Raw genomic sequence first — 23179 nt, forward strand, 5'->3', positions numbered from 1 at the left:
GAACGGCTCCTCGAGCCCGGCGACGCTGTCGGCGAACGCGATCTCGCGGACGCCGTCAGGGAACCGTCCGGGCGGCGTGTCGCCGTCGCCGTCGGTGTAGACGACGACGACCTCCTCCGCGGCGACCCGCCGGCTCAGCGCACGCGCGATGTGCCCCCTCCATCCGGGGGCCGCCGCCCCACCGCGGCCGGGGCAGCAGGGAGCACCAGCCGCGCGCGCCGGTGGCCCGCGGCCTCCTGGGCGGCCCTGATCGCCGCGACCTGGTCGACCGCCTCCTCGCTGAGGAGGGGCGGGATGGTGGGCCGCAGCACCCGGCCGGCCACGGAGCCGATCAGCGGCTCGATCTCGGCGGCCTTTGCGAAGACCTCGCCGAGCCGGCCGTGGAGGAACCGCTCCCGCAGGTCGGTGCGCAGCTCGCCGAGGGTGTCGGCCAGCTGGTGCGGAGTCATCCCGAGCGCCGGGGCCGCCTTCTCGACGCCCGGCGCGGGGTCGGCGATCTCGCCGGCGTCGCGGCCGGTGCGCAACCAGGCGGCGTACGGGCTGCGGCCGGGGCCGTGCGCCCGCTCGGGGTGCCGCTCGAGGTAGCGGCTCATCGAGAAGTTCACGTCGGGGCTGCGGTCGAGCTCCACCCCGTCGCGCAGGAAGTGCTGCACCAGGTCGATGCGGTGCCGCTCGATCAGGGGCGGTCCCTGGAGCAGGTAGTGGGCGAAGTCGAAGTTCTCGGCGACCAGCCGGTAGTCGGGGCCGGCGTCGGTGCGCAGCGCGCGCCGCGCCTCGGCGACCCGCTGGTCGACCGCCGGGCCCAGGTGCGTGGGCTCGACCGGTACGTCGGCCCGGGGCGGCGCCGCGGGGAGCCGGAGCCGGAGCAGGGGCCGGGGCACCGACCGGCTCGCCGGTGGTGCGGCGGCCGATGCCGAGGACGCGGCGCACTCCCCGTCGCAGCCGATCCGTCACCCCACGCCCTTCCCGATTCGCGTCGTGGCCCGCACACGATAGCCGGTGGGGACCGGGTAGATTGCGGGCCGCCGTCGGCCCTGCGCCGGCGGGCGTCACGCCATCGGGAGGACCCTATCGACCAGCGCGGCCCGGAGCCGACCGAGACCCGCGGCATCGTGCTCCACATCGGCTCGGGGAAGACCGGCACGACGTCCGTGCAGCGGTTCCTGCGCATCAACCAGGAGCGGCTGCTCGCGGAGGGCGTGCTCTTCCCGCGAGTGCCGGGCGCGCACCGGCACGTCCGGCTGGGCCTCTACGCGACGCCCGACGAGGAGCTCGAGCGGTCGCACGACTGGCTGCGGGGCGACCACCCCGCGCCGGAGGTGTTCCGTCGCCGGCTCCGACGGCGGCTGCGTCGCGAGGTCGACGAGTCGGGGGCGCGGACCGTGGTGCTGTCCGACGAGGCGCTGTTCTCCGCCTCGCCCGCGAAGGTGAGCGGCACCGCCGACCTGGTGCGCCGCCTCGGCGGGAAGGTGCGGCTCGTCGCCTACCTGCGCCGCCAGGACGACCACCTCGCGAGCCGTTACCAGCAGGTCGTGAAGCAGGGGGCGCACCGAGCGGCTGACCGAGTGGTCGCGGTTCGACTTCGGCCACACCTACGACTACCGCGCCCGGCTCGACACCTGGCTGCGGGGCCTCGCGCCCGACAGCTTCGCCGTGCGTCCCTTCGAGCGGGCCCGGTTCGCCGACGGCTCGCTCCTCCAGGACTTCCTGGACGCGGCCGGGCTCGGTCTCCGCGCCGACGCCTTCGAGCAGCCCGGGTCGCAGAACGAGAGCCTCGGCGCCGAGGGGGTGGAGGTGCTGCGCCTGCTCAACCTGCACCACCGCCGCAACCTCGGGCAGCCGGCGTGGTCGATCGCCCACGGTCCCCACGTCCGGCGGCTGCTCGACCACGGCTGCGGGCCGGTGCTGACGCTGCCGCCGGCCGAGCTCGACCGGTTCATGGAGCAATGGGCGGAGTCCAACCGGGCCGTCGCCCGCGACGTCCTGGGCGACCCGACCGGCCGGCTCTTCCACGCGGACCGCAAGGTCGACGGCACCACCACGGTGCAGCGGCTGGAGCCCGACCGTCTCGACCACTACCTCGCGCTGCTGGAGATCCCGGAGGAGCACCACGCGCCGCTGCGACGCCTCGCCGAGCAGGAGGCGGCTGGTTGACGGGAGCGCCGCCCGCAGCAGGTAGGGTCGTGCCGATCCCGAGGCCCCCGGAGGAACGCCCCAGAATGCACCGCATCTCCTACTCGCAGTTCGGCGAGGACATCGTCGCGTGGAACGCGCTGCGCAACGCGACACCCGGGTTCTACGTCGACGTCGGTGCGCACCACCCGATCAAGCTGTCGAACACCGCCCGGATGCACCTCGAGGGCTGGGACGGCATCAACGTGGAGCCGCGGGCCGACGCGATCGAGCTGTTCGAGCGCCACCGGCCGCGCGCGACCAACCTCCGGCTGGCGATCCACAACGAGCTCGACGTGGTCACCCTCCACAAGTTCCGCGGCGGGCGGATCGACACGGTGATCGCCGACCGCGCCCGGATGCTGGCCAACAGCAAGGACGCCGTCGGCGCCGAGGACGTCCCGGCGATGAGCCTCGACCGGCTCTTCGAGGAGCACGTCCCCGCCGGCACCCGGGTCAACTACCTCAGCGTCGACATCGAGGGCTACGACCGCGAGGCGATCCTGGCCTTCGACCTGGACCGGCACCGCCCCGACGTCGTCTGCATCGAGCTCCACGACTTCGACCCGCTGGCCCTCGGGTCGAACCCCGTCGTCCGCCACTTCAAGGACGCGGGCTACCACCCGTTCGCCATCAACATCATGTCGTTCACGTTCGTGCGCGAGGACGCCGCCGGACGGCTCGGGATTCACCGCCTGAACCGGGCCTGACGCAGCCGCTCCAGCGCCGGCACCCGACTGCTCGGCGTACGCCGGGGCGCGGCCGTCTCGACCCACGCGTCGCGCTCGGCGTCGTAGCGCAGGTCGCGGCGCGGGTCCGCGACCCGGAGCACCCCGCCGCGCAGCGGCACGTTGGTCCCGGCGATCCGCACGGAGACCTCCGGCTGCGGTCCGTCGCCGAGCGCCGCCAGCCGCTCGAGGTGGAACCGGAAGCCCCAGGTCCGCCCGTCGTCGGGCAGGTCGTCGCGCCGGGCGCCCTCGGCGCGCCTGGCCGCCAGCCGGCCGTCGACGTGGACGGTGACGGCTGCCGCGGAGGCGGTCGCCGGCGCCCGGTACCAGCCGGAGAGCCAGCCGTCCTCGACGGCCTGCAGCACGCCGTCGGCGCCGAGCTCGGGCAGCAGCTCCGGGCCGGCCGCCGCCCCCGCGGCGAGCAACCCGATGACGCCGAGCGGCCGGACGAACCCGTCACCGGCCGGCCCGGCCACGCCCCCACTCGAGGTCGCGTACGACGCCACCTGTTCCGGAGAGCGCCCCCGGCGAGGTCGAGGGCGAGCAGCCGGGTCCCCGGGGCGACCCGGCTGACCAGGTGGTTGAGCACCGGGCCGACGGCCGTGAGCGGCGCGTCGACGACGGTGGCGTCGGCCGTCCTGCCGACGAGCCGCAGGTCGTGGGCCCGGGCGTGCTCGAGCATCTCCGCCGACATCGTGAGGTGGACCCCTGCGTCGCCGACGTCGACCACCGCGAGGTCGGTCGTCGCCGGTCCGGCGGGCACGCTGCGCCCCGGCGTGCTCGCGCCGAGGACCTCCGCCCATCGGGCGGCCGTCCACGACGCGCGGGGCGCCACCGGCGGCTCGGAGAAGTAGAACTCGCAGCTCACCCCGACCGTCCGCTCCGCCTCGAGCACCAGCTTGCGGTAGAGGCCGTTGTAGAACTCGTCGTCGGGCGACTCCCACGGCTTGATCCGGCCCGAGAAGTGGATCAGGCTCGCGTCGGCGGCGTCGTACTTCAGCCTGGTCAGGTCGCCGTCGAGCACCCGGTCGGACGCGTAGAACTGGGTCATGTAGTTGTAGGTGCTCTCCAGCCGGTGCTTGCGGCCGGTGAAGGCGATGTTCATCGCGTCCTGGTCGCGCTGCTTGAGCGCCCGCCCCTGCAGGACCACCAGCGCCCGGGCGCGCAGTGCGAGCTCGCGGAAGTCGGGGTTGTCGAGGTCGAAGACCAGCACCCCGCCGTTGAGGTACTCCAGCGGGTCGCCGCCGGTGATGCCGACCAGCCGGTTGCGCTGCTCGACGGGCACGTTGGCCGGGTTGGCCACCAGGCGCAGGGCGGCGCTGTCGGACACCCCGGCGAGACAGGCGCCACCGAGGTCGCGGTCGAACAGCTCGGTGAAGTCGCGGGTCGCCAGCACGTCGCCGTCGAGGTAGACGGTGCGCTGCGGCGGGAGGTGGTCGATCAGGTAGATCCGGCCGAACGTCGCCCGCTTGGCGTCCTCGGTGCCGACATCGCGGTCGAGGTCGGCGGTGACGTCGTGGACGACCACCTCGACGTCGTAGCGGGTGTGCTCGAGGGCGCGCAGGCGGGAGACGTCGGCGCCGTCGATGCCGTCGCCGAGCACGACGAACCGGACGCTCCCCCGGTCGCCGACCTGCGAGAGGACCGACGTCATCGTGGCGAAGGTCGGCTTGACGAACCGCTTGTCGCAGACGAGGGCGAACTGGAAGTCCACCCGGTCCCTACGCCGGCCCGGCACCACCGGGGGTGCCGGCACGGCGTCGTCGGGTACGTCGGTCGGGAGCGGCCCCGCGGTCAGCGCGGAGACGTCGACGCGGCGGACCAGCCCCCGCTCGGCCAGCGCGTCGCGTGCCTGCTCGTCGAGGACGTAGAAGTCCTCGAAGAAGGCCCGCCGCTGCGGCGCGGGCATCCGGAGCGCGTGCTCGAAGAGCCGCTGCTGGGCGCGACGGTGGGGCCCCAGACCGGTGGCGACCGTGCCGCCGCCGAGTCGCCCGCCCCACTTCGCCGTCCACGTGTCGACGCTGCCGCTGTCGAAGTGGAGGACCCGTCCGCTCTCCTCCGGGACGTCGACCACGGGGGCGCCCGGGAGGGAGCGGGGACCGTGGACGGTGAGGTCGCCGACGGCGAGCGGCAGCCGGTGGACGGTCTTGCCGGCGTGGTGGCCCAGCACGCCGTTGCGCAGGAACTGGGCCCGCCAGCCGAGGACCCTGCTCCAGTCCATGCGGCCGGTCGCGGGCCGCCCGACCGCCAGGGTGGCGCCGAACGGGTCGGTCACCGGGTCCCCGGCGTCGTACCACATCTCCCGGACGGGGAACCGGAACGCGACGGCGTCCGGCGCCTCCGCCGCCACGGCGGCGAACGGCCGGGACAGGTCGAGCAGCTCGTCGGCGTCGACGAACGCGAGGTGGCGGTGGCCGTCGGCCGCGGCCATCCGTGCGGCGAGCCGGAAGCCGTCGACCTGCTTGCGCTCGACGTTGCGCGCGCCGGGCGGGTAGTGGGTCTCCCACGTCGTCGCGTCGACCGCCTCCCACCGGACCCGCTCGTGCGCCGGGAGCGCAGCCACGAGCGCCGGCGAGGGCCGGTCGAGGAAGACGTAGAGCTGCTCGGCGCCGAGGCCGAGGTGCACGTTGCACCAAGCGAGCAGCTGCCGCGGGTCGCCTCCGAACATCGTGTAGACGGCCAGCCCGGCCAGGCTGCCGCTCGGCGCGCTGGCGCTGGTCACGAGTCCTGCCCGGCCTCGGCGGCCGCGGCGGCCTCGGCCCGCTCCCGCGCCGCCCGGCACAGCGACAGCACGTGGTCGACGTAGTCGACGACCTCCTGCCCGCTCGGCGGCGCCACCGCCGGCGGCTCCGACCGGTCACCGAAGCGCAGCCCGGGGACCGGCTCGGTGAACCACTCCGCCTCGATGCGCTCGTTGACCGGCGCGCACACCTCCTCGATGCCCGCCCGCATCTCCGGGGTCATCAGCTGCAGGTCGCCGGCGGGGGCGGCCTCGTAGACGCGGCGCGCCACCTGGTTGCGCTCGGCGCGGCTCTTGAACCGGTGCGCGTTGAGGATCCGCAGCCCGAGCGTGTCGACGGCGCGGACGCTGTCGTAGCGGGGCACGGGCGTGGCGACCACCTCGTCGACCAGGCCCGCACTCACGCCGGCGAGCTCGAGGACCCGGCGCCCGATCGCGGCACCGTCGGGCACGTCGTCGTAGGAGATCACGTGGAAGGCGTCGGGGCCGACCAGCTCGCGCCACGGCAGGAACCGCGCGTGGTAGTCGAGGAGTCGCGGCCCCTCGTCCCTGAGGAACTCGTCTAGCGAGCGGGTCTCGCGGTTGCCGAACTGGTCGACCAGCTGCTTGTACCAGCTCTCGATCCAGCGGTCCTGGCGGCGGAGGACGAGGACGACCTTCACCGTGCCGAACGCCGCGAACCGTGCGAGCAGCTGCTCGGGCGTCGGCTCGGCACGCGGCAGCGAGAAGTCCTCGGACGACAGGAGCACCGTCGAGGCGGTGTCGGGCAGCTCGGTGAGCAGGTCGGTGACCAGGCTGCGCTTGTCGCCGGGACGGCTGAACAACGCGTGCCCGGACTGGGCACCCTCGCGGGTGCTCGCGCCACCCTCGACGAGGCCGGTCAGCGGGTACAGCACGCCCTCGCGGAGCAGGTCGTAGCGGTGGACGCCCCACGCGTTCTGGAGGTACGTCGTCGCCGTCTTGTGCAGACCGATGTGCAGGATCAGCGTCCGGTCCCTGGCGGACCTCGCCCCGGCGTCACCCATCAGTCGTGCTCCGCTCCTCGTCGGGGGTGGTGCCGGTCCGCCGGTGGGCGGCCGGGAGGTCGCGGACCCGGTCGATCGCCATCTCCGGCAGCGACCGGACGACCGAGCGCCGGGCGCTGCTCTGCACGACCAGCGAGAAGTCGCGGCGCCGCTTGAAGATGATCGTGTCCTTCACGACCACGTGCTTCCAGCCGCGCCCCATCGTCTCGATGCTGAACTGGAAGTCCTGGAACGACAGCCCGTTGTGCAGGTCGCGGTGCACGTAGGGCACCTCGAGGTGGGCCTCGCGCGGGGTCAGGCACAGCGAGTCGTAGTAGTTGCGCGCGTAGAAGTAGTAGGGCGTGAACAGCCGGGAGTCCTGGTCGATGTTGCGGGTGACCGCGTGGTTGCGGTCGAACAGCACGTTGAGCTCGGGGTGGGCGATCAGCCGCTCGCCCCGGTCGCGGCCGGCGATGACGGTCGCCAGGCCCTCGGCGAGCCAGTTCTCGCTGAAGAGGTCGTCGGCGTCGAGGAACGCGATGAAGTCACCGTCGGTGTCGGGCACCAGCGCGTTGCGGACGCGGCCGAGGTCGCCCTCGGTCATCGTCCGCCGCTCCCAGTGGTCGAAGCGCGGCTGGTGGAAGTACGCCGTGGTCTCCTCGGTGGCGGCGTCGAGCGCGATGACCTGCTGGACGGTGTAGCCGCGGGCACGGGCAGCGGCGACGGCCAGGTCGGCGGAGCGCATCGTCGGACCGGAGACCAGCGTCTCGTCGTGCGCGGTGACGATCAGGGTGAGGTCGGTCATCGGGCCTCCTCCCCCGCCGGCAGGAGCAGGCCGGCGACCCGCTCGGCGTACGCCGCGGGGTCGCGCTCCGCGAGGAGACGCTCCCGCAGGGTCCGGGCCCGGGCGCGGGCGGCCTCCGGGTCGGTGAGGGCGTCGCGGAGCGCCCGCACGTAGGCGGCCGGGTCGTCGGCCTCGGTGACCGACCACCCGTCCTCGCCGCTGACGACCTCGGCGGCACCGCCGTGCGCACCCGCCACCACGGGGACGCCGGTCATCGCCACGTCGAGGAGCAGGTGGGGCGTGCCACGGGCCACCCCGGTGTGCAGCCACACGTCGGTGTCGGACAGGTCGCGCCCGCGGACGTCGACGTGCTCGCCGGTGAGCTGCACGTTGGGCGGGACGGCCGTGCCGCGGAGCGCCGGCCGGAGCCTCGTGCCGTGGAGCCGGAAGTCCGCCTCGGGCATCAGCCGCGCGACCTCGACCGCCAGCAGGAGCCGGCTCAGCCGCGGCGACTCGCCCCCCTCCCACGCCACGACCGGGCGGCGGTCGCCGGCGCCGGCCGGCCCGGCCTCCGGGACGGCGGGGTCGACCGGCGGTGACAGGACCAGCAGCCGGTCCCTGTCGGCGTCGGCCATCTGGAAGTGCTCGGCGAGCTCGCGCCGGGCGGTCTCGCTCTCGGTGACGAACCCGGCGGCGAAGTCCACGCCGGTGTGGAGCCACCGCAGCCCCCAGCTCGTCCAGGCGCCCTGCGGGGGTCTGCTCGGCGGCCGGGAAGTACAGGAAGATCCGCTCCGAGGACGCCAGCGCCCGCCCGTAGGGGCCCAGCGCGCGGTAGAGGACGCTCGAGTCGACGTTGACGATCGCCGCCGCCCTCAGCGAGCGCAGCAGCGAGACCAGCGCCAGCTCCTGGTGCTCGTCGGGCAGCCCGCGGGAGGCCGCGGCGAAGTCGGCCTCGCGGACGCCGGCCGGGAACCGGAGGCCGGGCCGCGTGCCGCTGTCGTCGGTGTAGACCACGACGACGTCCTCGGGGTCGAGCGACGCGGCGAGCGCGTGGGCGAGGTGCCCCTCGGCGCGGCGTACCGTCTCGCGGCGCGGGCGGTCGGTCACGATCACGACCCGCGCCCGGCGCAGGCCGAGCTGCTCGTGGCACGCGTGCACGGCGGCGATCTGGCCAGCGACGTACTCCGCGCCCAGCGGTGGCATCCGCACCCGGGCGGTCTCCGGCCAGGCCGCGCCGATCAGCGGCTCGACCTCCGCCGCCTTCGCGAACATCTCCCCCAGCGTGCCGGTGCGCAGCCGCTGCAGCAGGTCGGTGCGGGCCTCCACCAGCTCGTCGACCACCTCGTGCGGGGTGAGCCCGAGGACCCGCGCCACCTGCTCGATGCCGAGCCCGGGGTCGGCGATCTCGCCGGCGGCGCGGCCGCGGCGGAGCCACTCGACGTAGGGGCTCTGCTCGGGCCCCTGCGCCCGCTCCGGGTGGCGCAGGAGGTAGTTGCGCATCGAGAAGTCGGGATGGGGGCTGTTGACCGCCTCGGCGCCGTGGTTGAGGAACACCCGGATCGGGTCGAAGCGGGGCAGCTCCTGGGCCGGCTCGGCCTGCAGCATGAAGTGGTGGTGGTCGAAGTGCTCGCGCACGAGGTCGTAGTCGGGGTCGGCGCCGAGCGGCTCCTGGTTGCGCCGGGCCCGGTTGACGACGGCGTCGAACTCGGGGCCGACGTGGCTGTGCTCCTCCGGGACGTCGGGTCGCGGCCCGCGACCGGCTCGGGGCTCCGCCGGGGTGCCGTCGCCGCCCGCTCGGCGCAGGCGTCGCCGGACCCTCGCCGTGAGGGTCCGGGCCGGGGTGGGTCGCACGGGCGTCGCTCCTGTCGCGCGTCGTCAGTCGCGCTGCTGCTGGGCGAACCACTCCCAGGTGGTCCGCAGCCCGTCGGGCAAGGGGGTGGCGGGGTCGAAGCCGAAGCCGCTCCGCGCCTTCTCGATGCGGCACCAGGTGTCCTTGACCTCGCCCGCCCGGAAGTCCTCGTAGACCACCTCCAGGTCGCGCCCGGTGGCCTTCCGCATGTGGTCGATGAGCTCGTTGACCGTCGTCGGGACGCCGCTGCCGAGCTGGAACGCGCCCTCGGCGTCGCTCTCGACCGCCCGCCGGATCGCCTCGACCAGGTCACCGGCGTAGAGGAAGTCGCGGGTCTGGGTGCCGTCGCCGTAGACCACGAGCGGCTCGCCGGCCAGGATCCGCTTGTAGAAGTGGGCGACCACCGAGCCCTTGTGGAAGGACCGCGGGCCGTAGATGTTGGAGAACCGCAGCGCGCAGCCGCTGAGCCCGAACGAGCTGGAGTAGGCGCTGAGGTAGCCCTCCAGCATCAGCTTGGACGCGCCGTACGGCGACGTCGGCTGCGGCGCCATCTCCTCGTGCACCGGCGGCTCCACGTCACCGAGGATCGCGCCGCCGGTCGACGCGGCGACGACCCGGCTCACGCCCGCGGCGCGCGCCTCCTGCAGCAGGTTGAACGTGCCGACGACGTTGTTCTCGAAGTTGTTGGCGGGGTCCTCGATGCTGTCCATCACCCGGGTGTCGGCAGCGAGGTGGACGATCGCGTGCTGGCCCGCGACGGCGGCGCGGACGTCGCCGACGTCGCGCAGGTCGCCGGCGATGAAGCGCACGGCGTCGAGGTCGAGGTGCCGGCGGTCGCCGAGCGACTCGTTGTCCAGCACGGTCACGGCGTACCCGCCGTGCCGGACCAGGTGATCGGCCAGGTGGCGCCCGATGAACCCCGCGCCACCCGTGATCAGCAAGTTCTTCATCTACGCTCTCCACTCGCCTGACGTCGAGCACACCTTAACGGCGCCCCAGCCCACTGCTCGCATGACACCCGGAGGACCGACCGTGCCCGTCCAGCCCGCCGTCCGCCCCGACGTCGTCCTCCACATCGGCACGGCCAAGACCGGGACGTCGACCCTCCAGCGCTTCCTGTCCCGCAACCGCACGAGACTGGCCGCCGACGGTCTCCTGTACCCGCGTTCGCCCGGTCGTACCCGGCACGCGGACCTCGGGATGTTCATCCGCTCCGACGAGGAGGTGGAGCTGACCCTGGCGTGGCACCGCTCGGGCCGCACGTCGGTGCCCGACTTCCGCCGCCGGTTCCGGCGGCGGCTGTTCCGCGAGATCGACGAGTGGTCCCCGTCCCGGGTGGTCTTCTCCGACGAGGGCCTCTACGGCGCACCGAAGCCCGCCGTGGAGCGGCTGCGGCGGTTCACGGAGCGCTTCGGCGGCTCCCGGTCGGTCGTGGTCTACCTGCGCCGCCAGGACGACCACCTGGTCAGCCGCTACCAGCAGGAGGTGAAGGTCGGCGAGACCCGACGGCTCACCGACTGGGTCGTCGTCGACTGGAGCGACTTCTACGACTACCGCCGGCGGCTCGAGCGGTTCCGCCGGATCCTGGAGCCGACGTCGTTCGTCGTCCGCAGGTTCGAGCGGGACCGGTTCCTGGGCGGCGACCTGGTCGAGGACTTCATGGACGCCGCCGCCGTCACCACCCCGCTGGCCGAGCTCGAGCGGACGCCGTCGCGCAACGAGAGCATGAGCGCGGAGGCGGTCGAGCTGCTGCGCCTCCTCAACATCCACCGGCGCGAGGCCGACCACCTGCGCAGGGTCGAGATCGACAACCGCCCCTACGTGGAGAGGCTCCTCGACGCCGCCCCGGGGCCGGCGCTCACCCTCCCGGACGACGTGCTCGACGCCTTCATGGCGCAGTGGGAGGAGACCAACCGCGCGGTCGCCCGCGACCTGCTCGGCGACCCGTCGGGCGAGCTGTTCAGCGCTCCGCGACGGTCGCGCGACGTGACCACGGACCAGCGCCTCGACCCTGCCCGCGTCGACCACTACGTCGAGCTGCTCGAGCTGCCCGAGGAGCTGCGGGAGCCGCTGCGGGAGCTGGCGCGGCGCGGCGCCTGATCGACCCGAGCGGTCCCGCCCTTCGGCGTCTCGTCAGCGGACGAGCGGCTCGAGCGCGGCCCGGACGACGTCGGGGATCGGCGTGACCGGACGCGCCGCGTCGGTGTTGTCGACGTAGACGTGGACGAACCGTCCCTCGGCCGCGGCCGTCGCGCCGTCGCCCGCCGGGTCGCCCTGGAAGATCCCCACCCGGTAGACGACCGACGAGGTGCCGAGCCGCTCGAGCGCGATGCCGAGGTCGAGCCGGCCGGGGTAGGTGACCTCGCGGAAGTAGCGGCAGGACACCTCGGCGACCACGCCGATCGCCGGGAGGGCGCGGATGTCGGTGCCCACGGCGGCGGCGAGGTGGTCGTTGACGACCGTGTCGATCAGCTCGAAGTAGCGGGCGTTGTTCATGTGGCCGTAGACGTCGATGTCGGCCCAGCGCAGGGTCGCGGTGTCCCACGCGACGTAGTCGTCCCGGCCCGGCCGTCGGCGCTCCTCAGTCACCGTCGGGAACCTACCGGAACGCCGCGGCCATCTCGTCGTGGAGGTACGGCGCCAGGCTGCGCGCGAAGTAGCCGACGAGGTGGTTCTCGTCCTCGTAGGCGACGACCCCGCCGATCACCGAGTGGCAGCGCAGCGGGCCGCAGAAGAACCGCAGCAGGTCCACCCCGTGCACGCGCGGGTCGTCGGCGGCGCGGGCCGCTCCGAGGAGCGGGTCGGGCGACGCGGCCCGGCGCACCGGCGCGGTGCAGGGCGCCTCGTCGGTGCCGGCCTCCATGACGCAGGTCGGCAGGTCCCCCTGCGCATCCGCGGGACGTCGCCGAGGACGACCACCTCCTTGCCGGCCTCGACCCACTGCCGCCACACCTCGACGTACCCCTCCTCCATGGCGCGCAGCACCGCCGGCGTGGCGAACTGACGGGAGGTGTCGGCGCCGTCGACGGTGTAGTTGCGGCTGTTGGCCGAGGTGATCACGACGTCGATCGTCGGGTCGGCGGCGACCTCGTCGGCGACGGCCTCGTTCCAGGCGCGGCAGCTGTCGACGTACTCCGGGTAGTTGCGGGTCCGCACTGCCGCGGCCGTCACGGGGCACGAGCCCTTGAGCATCGTCACGACGTTCCACCGGTGCTCGACGGCGAGCTCGTCGATCGCGGGCACCCAGTGCCGGCCGTGGGAGTCGCCGACGAGCGCCACCCGCAACCGCGCCTCCTCGCGCGGGACGCCGAACTCGCAGGTCTGCAGCTCGGGCCGGTCGGCCCGCTGCAGGCAGGAGCTGCCCCACGTCGGCTCGTCCTCGTAGGTGCGGGCCTGGAGCAGCGCCGAGTCGGGCCACCGCAGCCGGAACCGGTCCTCGCACCGGTTGGCCATCGCCCGCGCGCCGAAGCACGGGTCGTTGGAGGCGAGCGCCGCCTCGATGTCGTCGAGCACCCGGTCGCGCCGCTCCTCCACCGACCCGCTGCCGAGCTGCGTCACGACGACGACCACCGCCATGCCGATGGCCGCCGGCACGAACGTACGGCGGGCGGGGCCGGTCACCAGCCAGCCCGCGCGGCGCACCGGGTCCTCGACGAACCGGGTGCTGGCCCACGAGACGAGCAGGAGGACGGCGAGCAGCAGGAGCCGATCGGCGGAGTCGAGGGGCGCGCCGAGGGCGTCGGGGAGGATGACGACGGGCGGCCAGTGCCACAGGTAGAGCGAGTAGGAGATCGCTCCGACCCAGAGCCCGGCCGCCAACGCCGGGCGGAGCAGGACGGGCACCCGGGACAGGAACGCGTCACCGGCCCAGATCACCGCGGCGGCGCCGAGCACCGGCGCCAGCGCCACCCAGCCCGGCACCGGGCTGGCCTCGTCGAACACCACGGTCGAGCCCAGCAGCGCCGTCCACCCGACCAGCGCGACCACGTGGCGGCCGCGGACGAGGGTCGGGACGAACGCGAGGAGACCGCCGATGCCGAGCTGCCACATCCGCGCCGGGGTCACGAAGTACGCCGCGGTCGGCTGCTCGGCGGTGATCCACACCGAGTAGGCGAGCGACGCCGCCGCGACCGCGCCGAACGCGGCGGCGACCGCCGCTCGCGGCCGTCCGAGCAGCCGGCCGACGGCGTACGCGCCGAGGGCGACCAGCGGCCACACGACGTAGAACTGCTCCTCCAGCGACAGGGACCAGTAGTGGGTGACCGGCGACGGCGACTCCGTCGAAGCGAAGTAGTCCTGCGCCTCCGCCGCGAGCAGCCAGTTCTGGAAGTACAGCGCCGACGCGGCGATCTCGCGGAGCACGTCGTCCCAGCGGGTGGCGGGGAGGAACAGCATCGTCGCACCGGCGGTGACGACCAGCACCAGGAGGCTCGCCGGCAGCAGCCGCCGCGCCCGGCGCGCCCAGAAGCCACGGAGCCCGATCCGGCCGGTGCGGTCGAGCTCGCGGAGCAGGTGGGCGGTGATCAGGTAGCCGGAGATGACGAAGAAGACGTCGACCCCCAGGTAGCCGCCCGTCAGCCGGCTCGGCCACAGGTGGTTGACGACGACCGCCAGGACCGCCGCTGCGCGGAGCAGCTGGATCTCGGGCCGCAGGCCCGACGACCGTCCGGCCGCCGCCCCGGCCGCCCCGGCGCCCTCGCCCTCGGGACCGGCGACGCGGTCCGAGGCGGCGGGGGCGGTCATGTGGCGCCATTGTGCCAAGATGGTGGGCGGGCCTGACGGCCCGCTCCGACCGAGGACCGAGGGGGACGCCGGTGACCGACGCAGCTGCTGCGCAGGCGGGCGGTCCCACCTTCGCCGACCTCCGTCGCTACTACCGCAGCCGGCTGGCGATGTCGCGCGCGATCGTCGTGCTGCCCGAGCACGGCTGCGTCTACGTGAAGAACCAGAAGGCCGGCTGCTCGACCATGACGCTGTGGCTCGACCGCGTGCACACCGGCGAGCACGACTTCATGACCCAGCGGGTGCACCGCGACAACCGGCTGCCCAAGCCCAAGGACGTCGGCTGGCCCGAGGTGGTCCGGATGCTCGCCGGCGGCGCGTTCCGGTTCAGCTTCGTGCGGGAGCCGCTCGCCCGGGCACGGTCCACCTGGTACGCCAAGGTCGTCCGGCAGCAGCACTACCGCGCGGGGCTGCAAGAGGTGCTCGGGCTCCCCGTCGACCCGGAGAGCCCGCTGACGTTCGAGCAGTTCGTCACCGCGATCGAGCAGCAGGACCCGCTCACCGAGATGGACCCCCACTGGCGCCCCCAGCACGTCAACCTGCTCCACCCGCTCGTCGACTACGACCACATCGGCCGGCTCGAGAGCTTCGACGCCGACCTCGCCGTGATCAGGGAGCACGCCGGCCTCCCGGACGTCCCGGTGACGATCCCCAACTCCCGCAAGGACGGCCAGCCCGACCCCTACGCCGGCCGCCCCGACCTCGTGCGACGCGTCGAGGCGCTCTACGCACAGGACTTCGAGCTCTACGGCTACTGAGCGCGCGGGCGGCGACGCGCCGGCCCGGCCGGCGTACGCTGGTCACGGCCGGCTGACCGGAGGGCGCGCGATGATCGACAACGAGGTCTACGACCGCGACGGCGCCGGCTGGTGGGACGAGGACAGTTCCCTCAACATGCTGCACGGCAGCATGACGCCGGGCCGGCTCCGGTACTTCCGCGGGGTGCTCGACCGGTTGCGGCTCGACCCCGGTGCGCTGCGCGCGCTCGACGTCGGGTGCGGCGGCGGGTTCCTGGCCGAGGAGTTCGCCCGCCTGGGCGCGCAGGTCGTCGGCGTCGACCCCTCCTCGGTGTCGATCGACACCGCGCGCCGCCACGCCGCCGAGGTGGGCCTCGAGATCGACTACCGGGTCGGGTCCGGCGAGAGCCTGCCGGTCACCGACGGGGAGTTCGACCTCGTCTACTGCTGCGACGTGCTCGAGCACGTGTCGGACCTCCCCCGCGTGCTCGCCGAGATCTCCCGCTCGCTGACGCCCCGCGGCGTCTTCCTCTTCGACACCGTCAACCGGACCCGGGCGAGCAAGATGGTCGCGATCAAGACGATGCAGGAGTGGCGGCTCACCCGGATCATGGACGTCCCCATCCACGACTGGGACATGTTCATCACGCCCGACGAGCTGGAGACCGGCCTGCGTGACGTCGGGCTGCAGGTGCGCGAGGTGGTCGGCCTCGGACCTCGCGCGAACCCGCTCGCGCTCGTGACGAACCTCCGCAGGGCGAAGGCGGGGAAGATCTCCTACGGCGAGCTCAGCCGCCGGCTGGACTTCGGACAGGTCAGGAGCACGCAGGTGTCCTACATGGGGTTCGCCGTCAAGGGCGCCTGAGGCCGGACGAAAGAAGACCCGAGAAAGGCCTTGCATTCGAACGTTTGTTCGATCTAGAATGGGTGCAGGTCGCGGACCGGAGCCCCTTCTGGGGGAGGAGGAAGGCGACCGAGTTCTGCGAATCGGACCAACTGTCGCCACCTGCTTCCCACGGCGGGTGGATGTGTCATTGCGCCTGTGAGTGCCTCCGGCAGGATGACTGTGGAAACACACTCGTCTGCCCTGCCTTGGAGAAGATCTCGATGTCGCACTCCCCCACCAGCACCGGCACCCACCCGGTGCTGGCCTGCGCCCGGCAGGTGGCTGCGGCGCTGGACGAGGTGGCCGGGGTGGAGGCGACGTTCATGCCCACGGAGGCGAAGGCGGCGGCGATCACCGAGCTGCACCGGGCCGAGCAGCGGCTCAAGGCGCTGCGGCTGAAGGTCATGGCCGCCTCCAGTGATGTGGCCAGCGAGAACGCCGCCGCGGACGTGGGGTCGTGGTTGGCCCACGAGGTGAACGCCGATCTCCGCGATGCCCGGGCGGACCAGCGGCTGGCGAAGGCGTTGGACGACCGGTTCCCCGTCGTGGCGGCGGCGTTCGCCGACGGCCGGGTGAGTGAGGAGCAGGCGTGGGTGATCGTCCGCGCCGTCGACGCCCTGCCCAAGCGGGTCGGGCTGCAGGTGAAGGCCGACGCCGAGGAGACCCTCGTCGACTGCGCCGCACAGTTCACCCCCACCCAGCTCCGCATCCTCGGCCGCCACATCCTGCACGTCGTGGCACCGGAGATCGCCGACGAAGAGGATGCGAAGAAGCTGGCCGAGGAAGAAGCATCTGCCGAGGAACGGTCGCGGCTCTCGATCCGCGACCTCGGCGACGGGACGTCTCGGATCTCCGGGATCATCCCCACCCCCGCAGCGAAACGACTCGACACCTACCTCGACGCCCTCACCAGCCCCCGCCACCGCGACCCCGCAGACGAGCAGGACGCGCCGGACCCCGACGAGCCGATGGAGCCGACCACCACCCAGCTACCCGACGGGACCGAGATCCTCGGCTGCCACAACGAAGGCGACCGGATCCCCCTACCCCAAGAAGCGCGCCCTCGCGTTCTGCACGCTGCTGGAGCGCCTCGACCCCGACCGGCTCCCCGAGCACGGCGGGGATGCCACCACCGTCCTGGTCACCGTCACCCTCGAGGACCTGCGCTCCGACCTCGGTGTCGCCGGGCTCATCGAGCCCGACCTCGAACACGGACCCAACCTGACCGCCGCCGAAGCCCGCCGCCTGGCCTGCAACGCCGCCATCATCCCCGCCGTCCTCGGCACCGACAGCGAGGTCCTCGACCTCGGCCGCACCCGCCGCCTCTTCACCCCAGCCCAGCGGAAGCTCATCCGAGTCCGGGAGCCTGACCCGGTTCTCCGGACACGGTTGGTTGGGTGATCATGCCGCCGGGGTGGCGGTGGTGTGAAGGGCTTCGAACTCGACGGGGCTGAGCATGCCGAGGGAGGTGTGCCGGCGGCGCGGGTTGTACCAGGCCTCGATCCACTCAAAGATCGCTCCGCCGAGCTCGTCGATGGTCTGCCAGGACTGCTGGTCGAGCAGCTCGCGCTGCATGGTCGACCAAAACGACTCGATCATCGCGTTGTCCACCGAGGAGGCGACCCGGCCCATGGATCCGAGCAGTCCGGCGTCGCGGAGCCGGTGCCCAAAGACCCACGATGTGTACTGACTGCCCCGGTCGGAGTGGACGATGGTGCCCTCCGGACGGCGGCGCCAGGTCGCCATCTGCAGGGCATCGACGACCAGGTCAGATCGCATGTGGTCAGCGATCGACCAGCCCACCACGACGCGGCTGAACACGTCCAGGACCGCGCAGCAGTAGACCTTCCCGCCCCGGGTCGGGTGCTCGGTGATGTCGGTGCACCACAAACGATCCGGCCCCTCGGCAACGAACTTTCGTTGCACGAGGTCCTCATGGACCGCCGCAGCCGGCCGGTGCCGCTTCTTCGGCCGGTGGCTGATCCCGGCCACTCCTAGCATCCGCATCAGCCGCGCGACCCGCTTGCGGCCGACCTTGAGACCCATCCCGAGCCGTAGCTCGGCGTGGACCCGTGGCGAGCCATAAGAGCGGCGTGAGTCGGCGTGGATCGCCACGATCGTGTTCGCCAGGTAGGCGTCGGCGAGGTCACGCTCTGACGGCGGCCGCTTGACCCATTCGTAATAGCCCGACCTGGACACCCCGAGAACCCGGCAGGTCACCGCGACGTCGAACCCGTCGCCGGCGAGCTCACAGACCAGCCGGTACTTCATTTTGGGAGCACGTTCTCCTTGGCGAACAACGCTGCGGCGCGCTTGGTGATCTCCAGCTCCATCTCCAAGCGCCGGTTCTCCCGACGCAGACGAACCAGTTCCTCACGCTCGTGGGTCGACAACCCTTCCTTGCGGCCGGCGTCGACATCGGCTTGGGCCATCCAACGACGCAAGCCGGACTCGCTGATCCCGAGATCCTTGGCGACCTGGGCAACCGACGCGCCCGGCTTGCGGGCCTGGTCGACCGCTCTGCGGCGGAACTCCGGTGGGTATGGTGCAGGCATCTACAGACTCCTCTCCTGCAGCGATCATCGCTACAGATCAGGTGTCCGGGCTACCGGGTCAGGCTCCTCCGCGACAAACGCTGCCGCGCCCGAGGCTGTCGAGTGAAACCCCAGTGGTGCGAGATCCACCACCTCCACCCCTGGCGCAACGGCGGCCAAACCAACCCCCGCCAACGGGGTCTGCCTGTGCGCCTTCCACCACCGCCTCATCGAGAACCCGAGCTATGAGCACCGACGCCTGCCCGACGGCGACCTCCTCATCACCAAACGACGAACCTGACCCCCGCCCCCGGGGCGCCAGGGCGCCGGAACCTAGAAATCACCTTCTCCTCCCGGACCGCAACCACAAGGGTCGACCCGACACAACCCGGCAGCGACCCGCGGACCGCAACCAGGTGCCTCGACCCCCGCGGCGAGCGCCCACGCCTGGCCGTTCGTCCCCACCGCGACCCACGACCACCCGACGCCCCCCGACGACAGCGACCCCCGGCCACCGACGGTGGCCTAGCGTGCGCTCGACCGGCACCAGGTGCCAGCCCAGCGCACCCCAACGAGCTGTCCTCTTGTCGACGGCCCCTCTCTCGACCCCCGACCACAGGGGTCGACCCGAAGCAACCCGGCAGCGACCCGCGGGTCGCAACCAGGTGCCTAGACCCCCGCGGCGAGCGCCCACGCCTGGCCGTTCGTCCCTGCCCCGACCCCACGACGACCCGACGCGGCCCCGACAACGGCGACTCGACTCGATCGAAGGCCTAGCGTGCGCTCCACCGGCACCACGTGCCGGCCCAGCGCACCCCAACGAGCTGTCCTCTTCTCGACGGCCCCTCTCTCGACCCCGACCACAAGGGTCGACCCGAAGCAACCCGGCAGCGACCCGCCGACCGCAACCAGGTGCCTCGACCCCCGCGGCGAGCGCCCACGCCTGGCCGTTCGTCCCCACCACGACCCAAGACCACCCGACGCGCCCCCGACAAGCACGACCCCAGCCACCAGACCCTTAGCGTGCGCTCCCCGGCACCAGGTGCCAGCCCAGCGCACCCCAACGCCGATCACTCCTCGAAGCCACCTCCCACGACGACCCGACCCGCGGCGCGCGCCCAACGCCCGTCCGTTCGTCCCCACCGGCGCGCCGGCACCGGCGTACGCCGTCAGCGCGACGAGCGGTCCCGCCTCGCCGTCCCCGCCCGTCCAGGCAGACCAGGTCGCCACCGGGCCCGAGAGCCCGAGGCCGACCGCCACGGGCTCGCCGTACCCGGCCGGCGGCTCCAGGTCGCCGCGGCGGGTCGCCCGGACCTCCACGGGGCGACGCCTACGCGCTCTCCGCCTCGCGGAGCCGCTGGCTGATGACCGTGGACACGCCGTCGCCGCGCATGGTGACGCCGTAGAGCGCGTCACCGACCTCCATCGTGCGCTTCTGGTGGGTGATCACGAGCAGCTGCGAGTTCTCCCGGAGCTCCTCGTAGATCTCCAGCAGCCGGCCGAGGTTGACGTCGTCGAGCGCGGCCTCGACCTCGTCGAGGATGTAGAACGGCGACGGGCGGGCCTTGAAGAGGGCGACGAGGAAGGCCACCGCCACCAGCGACCGCTCGCCACCGGAGAGCAGCGAGAGCCGCTTCACCTTCTTGCCCGGCGGCCGGGCCTCGACCTCGACGCCGGTCGTGAGCATGTCGGACGGGTCGGTGAGCACGAGCCGGCCCTCGCCGCCCGGGAACAGCCGCGCGAACGTCTGGTCGAACGCCTTGCTGACGTCGGCGTAGGCCTCGGTGAAGACCTGCTCGACGCGGGCGTCGACGTCGCGGACGATGTCGAGCAGGTCCTTGCGGGTGGCGCGGAGGTCCTCGAGCTGCTCGGTGAGGAACTTGTGCCGCTCCTCCATCGCGGAGTACTCCTCCAGCGCGAGCGGGTTCACCTTGCCGAGCATGCTCAGCGCGCGCTCCGCTGCCCGCAGCCGCTTGACCTGCTCGTCACGGACGTAGGGCACGGTGCGCGGCTCCGCCTCCTCGGCGTCACCGCCGGAGGCGTCCCCGCCCGAGGCGTCCGCGCCGGCCCCGTCCTTCGCCGCCTCCCAGGCCGGCACCGGCTGGTCGGGGCCGTACTCCGCGACGAGTGCGTCGGCGGCCAGGCCGAGCTCCTCGAGCGCCTTGGTCTCGATCTGCTCGATCCGCATCCGCTGCTGGGTGCGCGCCATCTCGTCGCGGTGCACCGAGCTGACCAGCTCCTCGTGCTCCCGCGCCAGGTGCCGCAGCCGGCCACGGACGCCCATCAGCTCCTGCTCGCGGCCACGGCGGGACTCCTCGACCTCCTGACGGGCGCGCCGCGCCCGGTCGATCGAGACCTCCAGCCGACCGAGGACGTAGGAGACGGAGGACGCCACGGCCTGGCCGGCGCGGCCCTCCCGCAGCAACCGCTCGCGACGCTCGGCGGCCCTCGCCCGGGCCTGCCGCTCCCCCGCAGCGGCGCGCCGGATCTGGTCGACCCGGCCGTGGAGGGCGCGAGCGCGCTCCTCGGAGGTCCGCAACGCCAGCCGGGCCTCCATCTCCGCCTGCCGCGCGGCGCGGGCCTCGTCGGTCAGGCGCTGCTGCTCGCTGGTGTCCGGCTCCTCGTCGGCGGTCTGCTCCGCGGAGGCCAGGCGTTCCTCGAGCTCGGCGATGCCGGCAGCCGCCTGCTCGCGGGTGGCCGTCGCCTGCCCGATCGCGTCGGCCATCCGCTCCGCCTCGGCGCGCGCCGCACGGGCGAGCGAGCCGTGCTGGCCGAGCTCCTCGGCCACTGCGGCCAGCGTCGCGTCGGACTCGTGCAGCTTGGCGAGCGCGACGTCGACGCGACGCTTGGCCTCCGCCCGCTCGTTCTCCAGCCGGGCGAGGTCGAAGGAGAGCCGCTCGCTGGCGGCGACCGCCTCGGCGAGCGCCGCGGTGGCCTCGTCGACGGCGGCCTGGATCTCGATCATGCTCTGCTTGGCGTTGGAGCCGCCGGCCGCGAAGTGGGCGCCCAGCACGTCGCCGTCACGGGTCACCGCCACCACGTCGGGCAGGTCGGCGACCAGGCTCCGCGCGGCCGGCAGGTCGGCGACGACCGCGGTCCGCTCCAGCAGGCGCGTCAGCGCGGGACGCAGGTCGGCCGGGCAGTCGACGACGTCGACGGCGTACGCCGCCCCGGCCGGCAGCTGCGGCCAGCCGCTGCGGTCCACGGAACCGCCGCCGAGCACCAGACCCGCCCGGCCCAGGTCGTCGTCCTTGAGGTGGCCGATCGCGGCCACCGCGGCGTCGGCGTCGGTGACCGCGACCGCGTCGGCCGCGGCGCCGAGGGCGCCGGCGACGGCCGCCTCGTAGCCGTTGCGGACGGACAGCAGCGCGGCGACCGACCCGAGCAGACCGGCGACGGTGTCGGACGCCGCGAGCAGCGCCCCGGCTCCGTCCTTGCGGGCCAGGCCGATCTCGAGGGCCTCCTTGCGGGCGGCGAGCGCGGACTTGTCGCGGTCGGCCTGCTGGGCCTCCTCGCGGGTCTTCGCGAGGCGGTCCTCGAGGTCGTCCAGCGCCGCGGCCGCCGCCTCGTGCTCGGCGTCGAGACCCTCCTCGCCGGCGGACAGGCCGGCGACCTTCGTCTCGAGGGCGGTGAAGTCGTGCTGGGCGCGCTCGGCCCGGGCGAGGGCGTCGGCCCGGGCGGCCTCGAGCCTGCCGATCTCCTCCTCCGCCGCGGTGGCGCGTGAGCGCAGGGCGTTGACCTGGCCGTGCAGCCGCGCCAGGCCCTCCCTTCGGTCGGCGGCGGCGCGGGAGCAGCCCGGCGACGCGGCGCTCCTCCTGGGCGGCGGCCTCCTCGGCGCCCTTGCGGGCGGCGACCGCCTCCTCCAGCGCCGTCTGCTGCTCGGCGACGAGCGCCCGGATCTCGGCCTCCTGCTCGGCCAACCGGTCGGCCTCGGCGTCGAGCTCGTCGGGGTCGCGCCCCCGGTCGCCCTCGGTCTCGCGGGCGCCGGCGGCGTTGCGCACCCGCTCGGCGGCGAGGCTCTGGGTGCCGCGGAGCCGCTCGCGCAGCGCACCGAGCGACGACAGGGTCTCCTGGGCGGCCGAGAGCGCCGGCAGGTCCTCGCGCAGCGCGGCCTCGAGCGCGGCCTCCTGCTCGCGCGCCTTCGCGACCTCCTGCTCGACCTGCTCGCGCCGCGCGACGAGGAGGTCTCGTCGGCGAGCTCCTGCTCGAGCGCGGTGCGGGCCGTCACCAGGTCGTCGGCGAGCAGCCGGGCGCGGGCGTCGCGGACGTCGGCCTGCACGGTGGCGGCGCGGCGCGCCACCTCGGCCTGGCGGCCGAGCGGCTTCAGCTGCCGCCGGATCTCGCTCAGCAGGTCGTTGAGCCGGGTCAGGTTGCCCTCGGTGGAGTCGAGCTTGCGGAGCGCCTTCTCCTTGCGCTTGCGGTGCTTGAGGACGCCGGCGGCCTCCTCGATGAACCCGCGCCGGTCCTCCGGCGTCGCGTGCAGGATCGTGTCGAGCTGGCCCCTGGCCGACGATGACGTGCATCTCCCGGCCGATGCCGGAGTCGCTGAGGAGCTCCTGGACGTCGAGCAGCCGGCACGGGGTGCCGTTGATGGCGTACTCCGAGCCGCCGGTGCGGAACATGGTCCGGCTGATCGTCACCTCGGAGTACTCGATCGGCAGCGCGCCGTCGGAGTTGTCGATGGTCAGCACCACCTCGGCGCGGCCCAGCGGCGGGCGGCCCGAGGTGCCGGCGAAGATGACGTCGTCCATCTTGCCGCCGCGGAGGCTCTTGGCGCTGGCCTCGCCCATCACCCAGGCGAGCGCGTCGACGACGTTGGACTTCCCCGAGCCGTTGGGACCGACGATGCAGGTGATGCCGGGTTCCAGCTGCAGGGTGGTCGCGGAGGCGAAGGACTTGAACCCCTTGAGGGTCAGGCTCTTCAGGTACACCCAGGCTCCCTTTGCTCGGTCGGTCGGCGGTC

17 protein-coding genes and 1 pseudogene are annotated in these 23179 nt (G+C 73.4%); 6 read left to right on the top strand and 12 right to left on the bottom strand.

What is annotated here, in order from left to right:
- Positions 1–134: 134 nt before the first annotated feature.
- The gene (locus MF408_RS01495; RefSeq protein WP_240249983.1) at positions 135–881 is read right to left on the bottom strand and encodes a hypothetical protein; all 747 of its coding nucleotides are present in this window, start codon (positions 879–881) and stop codon (positions 135–137) included.
- A gap of 772 nt (positions 882–1653) precedes the next feature.
- Between MF408_RS01495 and MF408_RS01500 the strand changes: the two genes are divergently transcribed.
- Both MF408_RS01500 and MF408_RS01505 read left to right on the top strand, forming a co-directional pair.
- The gene (locus MF408_RS01500; RefSeq protein WP_240249984.1) at positions 1654–2154 is read left to right on the top strand and encodes a hypothetical protein; all 501 of its coding nucleotides are present in this window, start codon (positions 1654–1656) and stop codon (positions 2152–2154) included.
- 65 nt (positions 2155–2219) lie between these two features.
- Complete coding sequence (locus tag MF408_RS01505; RefSeq protein WP_240249985.1) at positions 2220–2882, top strand: FkbM family methyltransferase; 663 nt, start codon at positions 2220–2222, stop codon at positions 2880–2882.
- Here the strand turns inward: MF408_RS01505 and MF408_RS01510 are convergent.
- From MF408_RS01510 to MF408_RS01525, 4 genes are read right to left on the bottom strand one after another with little or no spacing between them, the layout of a single operon-like run.
- The gene (locus tag MF408_RS01510) at positions 2821–5622 is read right to left on the bottom strand and encodes a glycosyltransferase (RefSeq protein WP_240249986.1); all 2802 of its coding nucleotides are present in this window, start codon (positions 5620–5622) and stop codon (positions 2821–2823) included. The two genes, MF408_RS01505 and MF408_RS01510, sit on opposite strands and share 62 nt — an antisense overlap.
- On the bottom strand, positions 5619–6665 hold the full coding sequence (locus MF408_RS01515) for a hypothetical protein (protein WP_240249987.1): 1047 nt from the start codon (positions 6663–6665) through the stop codon (positions 5619–5621). Before MF408_RS01515 ends, MF408_RS01510 begins: the two co-directional genes overlap by 4 nt.
- Entirely contained in the window at positions 6658–9279 is a 2622-nt protein-coding gene (locus tag MF408_RS01520) for a glycosyltransferase family A protein (protein ID WP_240249988.1), read from the bottom strand. The genes MF408_RS01515 and MF408_RS01520 overlap by 8 nt, the downstream gene beginning before the upstream one ends.
- A gap of 24 nt (positions 9280–9303) precedes the next feature.
- Positions 9304–10227, bottom strand: a complete 924-nt coding sequence (locus MF408_RS01525) for an NAD-dependent epimerase/dehydratase family protein (RefSeq protein ID WP_240249989.1) — start codon at positions 10225–10227, stop codon at positions 9304–9306.
- A gap of 82 nt (positions 10228–10309) precedes the next feature.
- Here MF408_RS01525 and MF408_RS01530 point away from each other — a divergent pair, with 82 nt between their 5' ends.
- A complete protein-coding gene (locus MF408_RS01530) occupies positions 10310–11377 on the top strand; it encodes a hypothetical protein (protein WP_240249990.1) in 1068 nt (355 codons plus the stop codon).
- 33 nt (positions 11378–11410) lie between these two features.
- Here the strand turns inward: MF408_RS01530 and MF408_RS01535 are convergent, their stop codons facing one another.
- From MF408_RS01535 to MF408_RS01545, 3 genes are read right to left on the bottom strand one after another with little or no spacing between them, the layout of a single operon-like run.
- The gene (locus MF408_RS01535; protein ID WP_240249991.1) at positions 11411–11866 is read right to left on the bottom strand and encodes a thioesterase family protein; all 456 of its coding nucleotides are present in this window, start codon (positions 11864–11866) and stop codon (positions 11411–11413) included.
- Positions 11867–11876: 10 nt separating this feature from the next.
- A complete protein-coding gene (locus MF408_RS01540) occupies positions 11877–12038 on the bottom strand; it encodes a hypothetical protein (RefSeq protein WP_240249992.1) in 162 nt (53 codons plus the stop codon).
- Entirely contained in the window at positions 11981–14020 is a 2040-nt protein-coding gene (locus tag MF408_RS01545; protein ID WP_240249993.1) for an acyltransferase family protein, read from the bottom strand. Before MF408_RS01545 ends, MF408_RS01540 begins: the two co-directional genes overlap by 58 nt.
- 71 nt (positions 14021–14091) lie before the next feature.
- On the opposite strand from MF408_RS01545, the gene MF408_RS01550 reads away from it, so the two are divergent.
- The 3 genes from MF408_RS01550 to MF408_RS01560 all read left to right on the top strand — a co-directional run bounded on the left by MF408_RS01550 (position 14092) and on the right by MF408_RS01560 (position 17052).
- Positions 14092–14817, top strand: coding sequence for a sulfotransferase family protein (locus MF408_RS01550; protein WP_240249994.1), 726 nt, complete (start codon positions 14092–14094; stop codon positions 14815–14817).
- Between the two features lie 70 nt (positions 14818–14887).
- Complete coding sequence (gene ubiG, locus MF408_RS01555; protein WP_240249995.1) at positions 14888–15661, top strand: bifunctional 2-polyprenyl-6-hydroxyphenol methylase/3-demethylubiquinol 3-O-methyltransferase UbiG; 774 nt, start codon at positions 14888–14890, stop codon at positions 15659–15661.
- Between the two features lie 242 nt (positions 15662–15903).
- The gene (locus tag MF408_RS01560; RefSeq protein WP_240249996.1) at positions 15904–17052 is read left to right on the top strand and encodes a DUF222 domain-containing protein; all 1149 of its coding nucleotides are present in this window, start codon (positions 15904–15906) and stop codon (positions 17050–17052) included.
- Between the two features lie 31 nt (positions 17053–17083).
- Here MF408_RS01560 and MF408_RS01565 read toward each other — a convergent pair whose 3' ends face one another.
- From MF408_RS01565 to MF408_RS01580, 4 genes and pseudogenes are all read right to left on the bottom strand, one after another.
- Complete coding sequence (locus MF408_RS01565; RefSeq protein WP_240249397.1) at positions 17084–17953, bottom strand: IS3 family transposase; 870 nt, start codon at positions 17951–17953, stop codon at positions 17084–17086.
- A complete protein-coding gene (locus tag MF408_RS01570) occupies positions 17950–18237 on the bottom strand; it encodes a transposase (protein ID WP_240249997.1) in 288 nt (95 codons plus the stop codon). Before MF408_RS01570 ends, MF408_RS01565 begins: the two co-directional genes overlap by 4 nt.
- Before the next feature lie 1309 nt (positions 18238–19546).
- Complete coding sequence (locus tag MF408_RS01575) at positions 19547–22444, bottom strand: AAA family ATPase (RefSeq protein ID WP_345893900.1); 2898 nt, start codon at positions 22442–22444, stop codon at positions 19547–19549.
- A pseudogene (locus MF408_RS01580) lies at positions 22329–23147 on the bottom strand (AAA family ATPase); the annotation flags it as partial. The gene MF408_RS01575 and the pseudogene MF408_RS01580, both read right to left, overlap by 116 nt.
- Between the last annotated feature and the right edge of the window lie 32 nt (positions 23148–23179).

The organism is Nocardioides sp. TF02-7 (genome assembly GCF_022437945.1).
Classification (GTDB): Bacteria; Actinomycetota; Actinomycetes; order Propionibacteriales; family Nocardioidaceae; genus Nocardioides.

Bases quoted from the DNA above. Each gene is read 5' to 3' on its own strand.
- MF408_RS01565 (WP_240249397.1), bottom strand. From the start codon at position 17,953: ATGAAGTACCGGCTGGTCTGTGAGCTCGCCGGCGACGGGTTCGACGTC.
- MF408_RS01545 (WP_240249993.1), bottom strand. From the start codon at position 14,020: ATGACCGCCCCCGCCGCCTCGGACCGCGTCGCCGGTCCCGAGGGCGAG.
- ubiG (WP_240249995.1), top strand. From the start codon at position 14,888: ATGATCGACAACGAGGTCTACGACCGCGACGGCGCCGGCTGGTGGGAC.
- MF408_RS01525 (WP_240249989.1), bottom strand. From the start codon at position 10,227: ATGAAGAACTTGCTGATCACGGGTGGCGCGGGGTTCATCGGGCGCCAC.
- MF408_RS01505 (WP_240249985.1), top strand. From the start codon at position 2,220: ATGCACCGCATCTCCTACTCGCAGTTCGGCGAGGACATCGTCGCGTGG.
- MF408_RS01515 (WP_240249987.1), bottom strand. From the start codon at position 6,665: ATGGGTGACGCCGGGGCGAGGTCCGCCAGGGACCGGACGCTGATCCTG.
- MF408_RS01570 (WP_240249997.1), bottom strand. From the start codon at position 18,237: ATGCCTGCACCATACCCACCGGAGTTCCGCCGCAGAGCGGTCGACCAG.
- MF408_RS01560 (WP_240249996.1), top strand. From the start codon at position 15,904: ATGTCGCACTCCCCCACCAGCACCGGCACCCACCCGGTGCTGGCCTGC.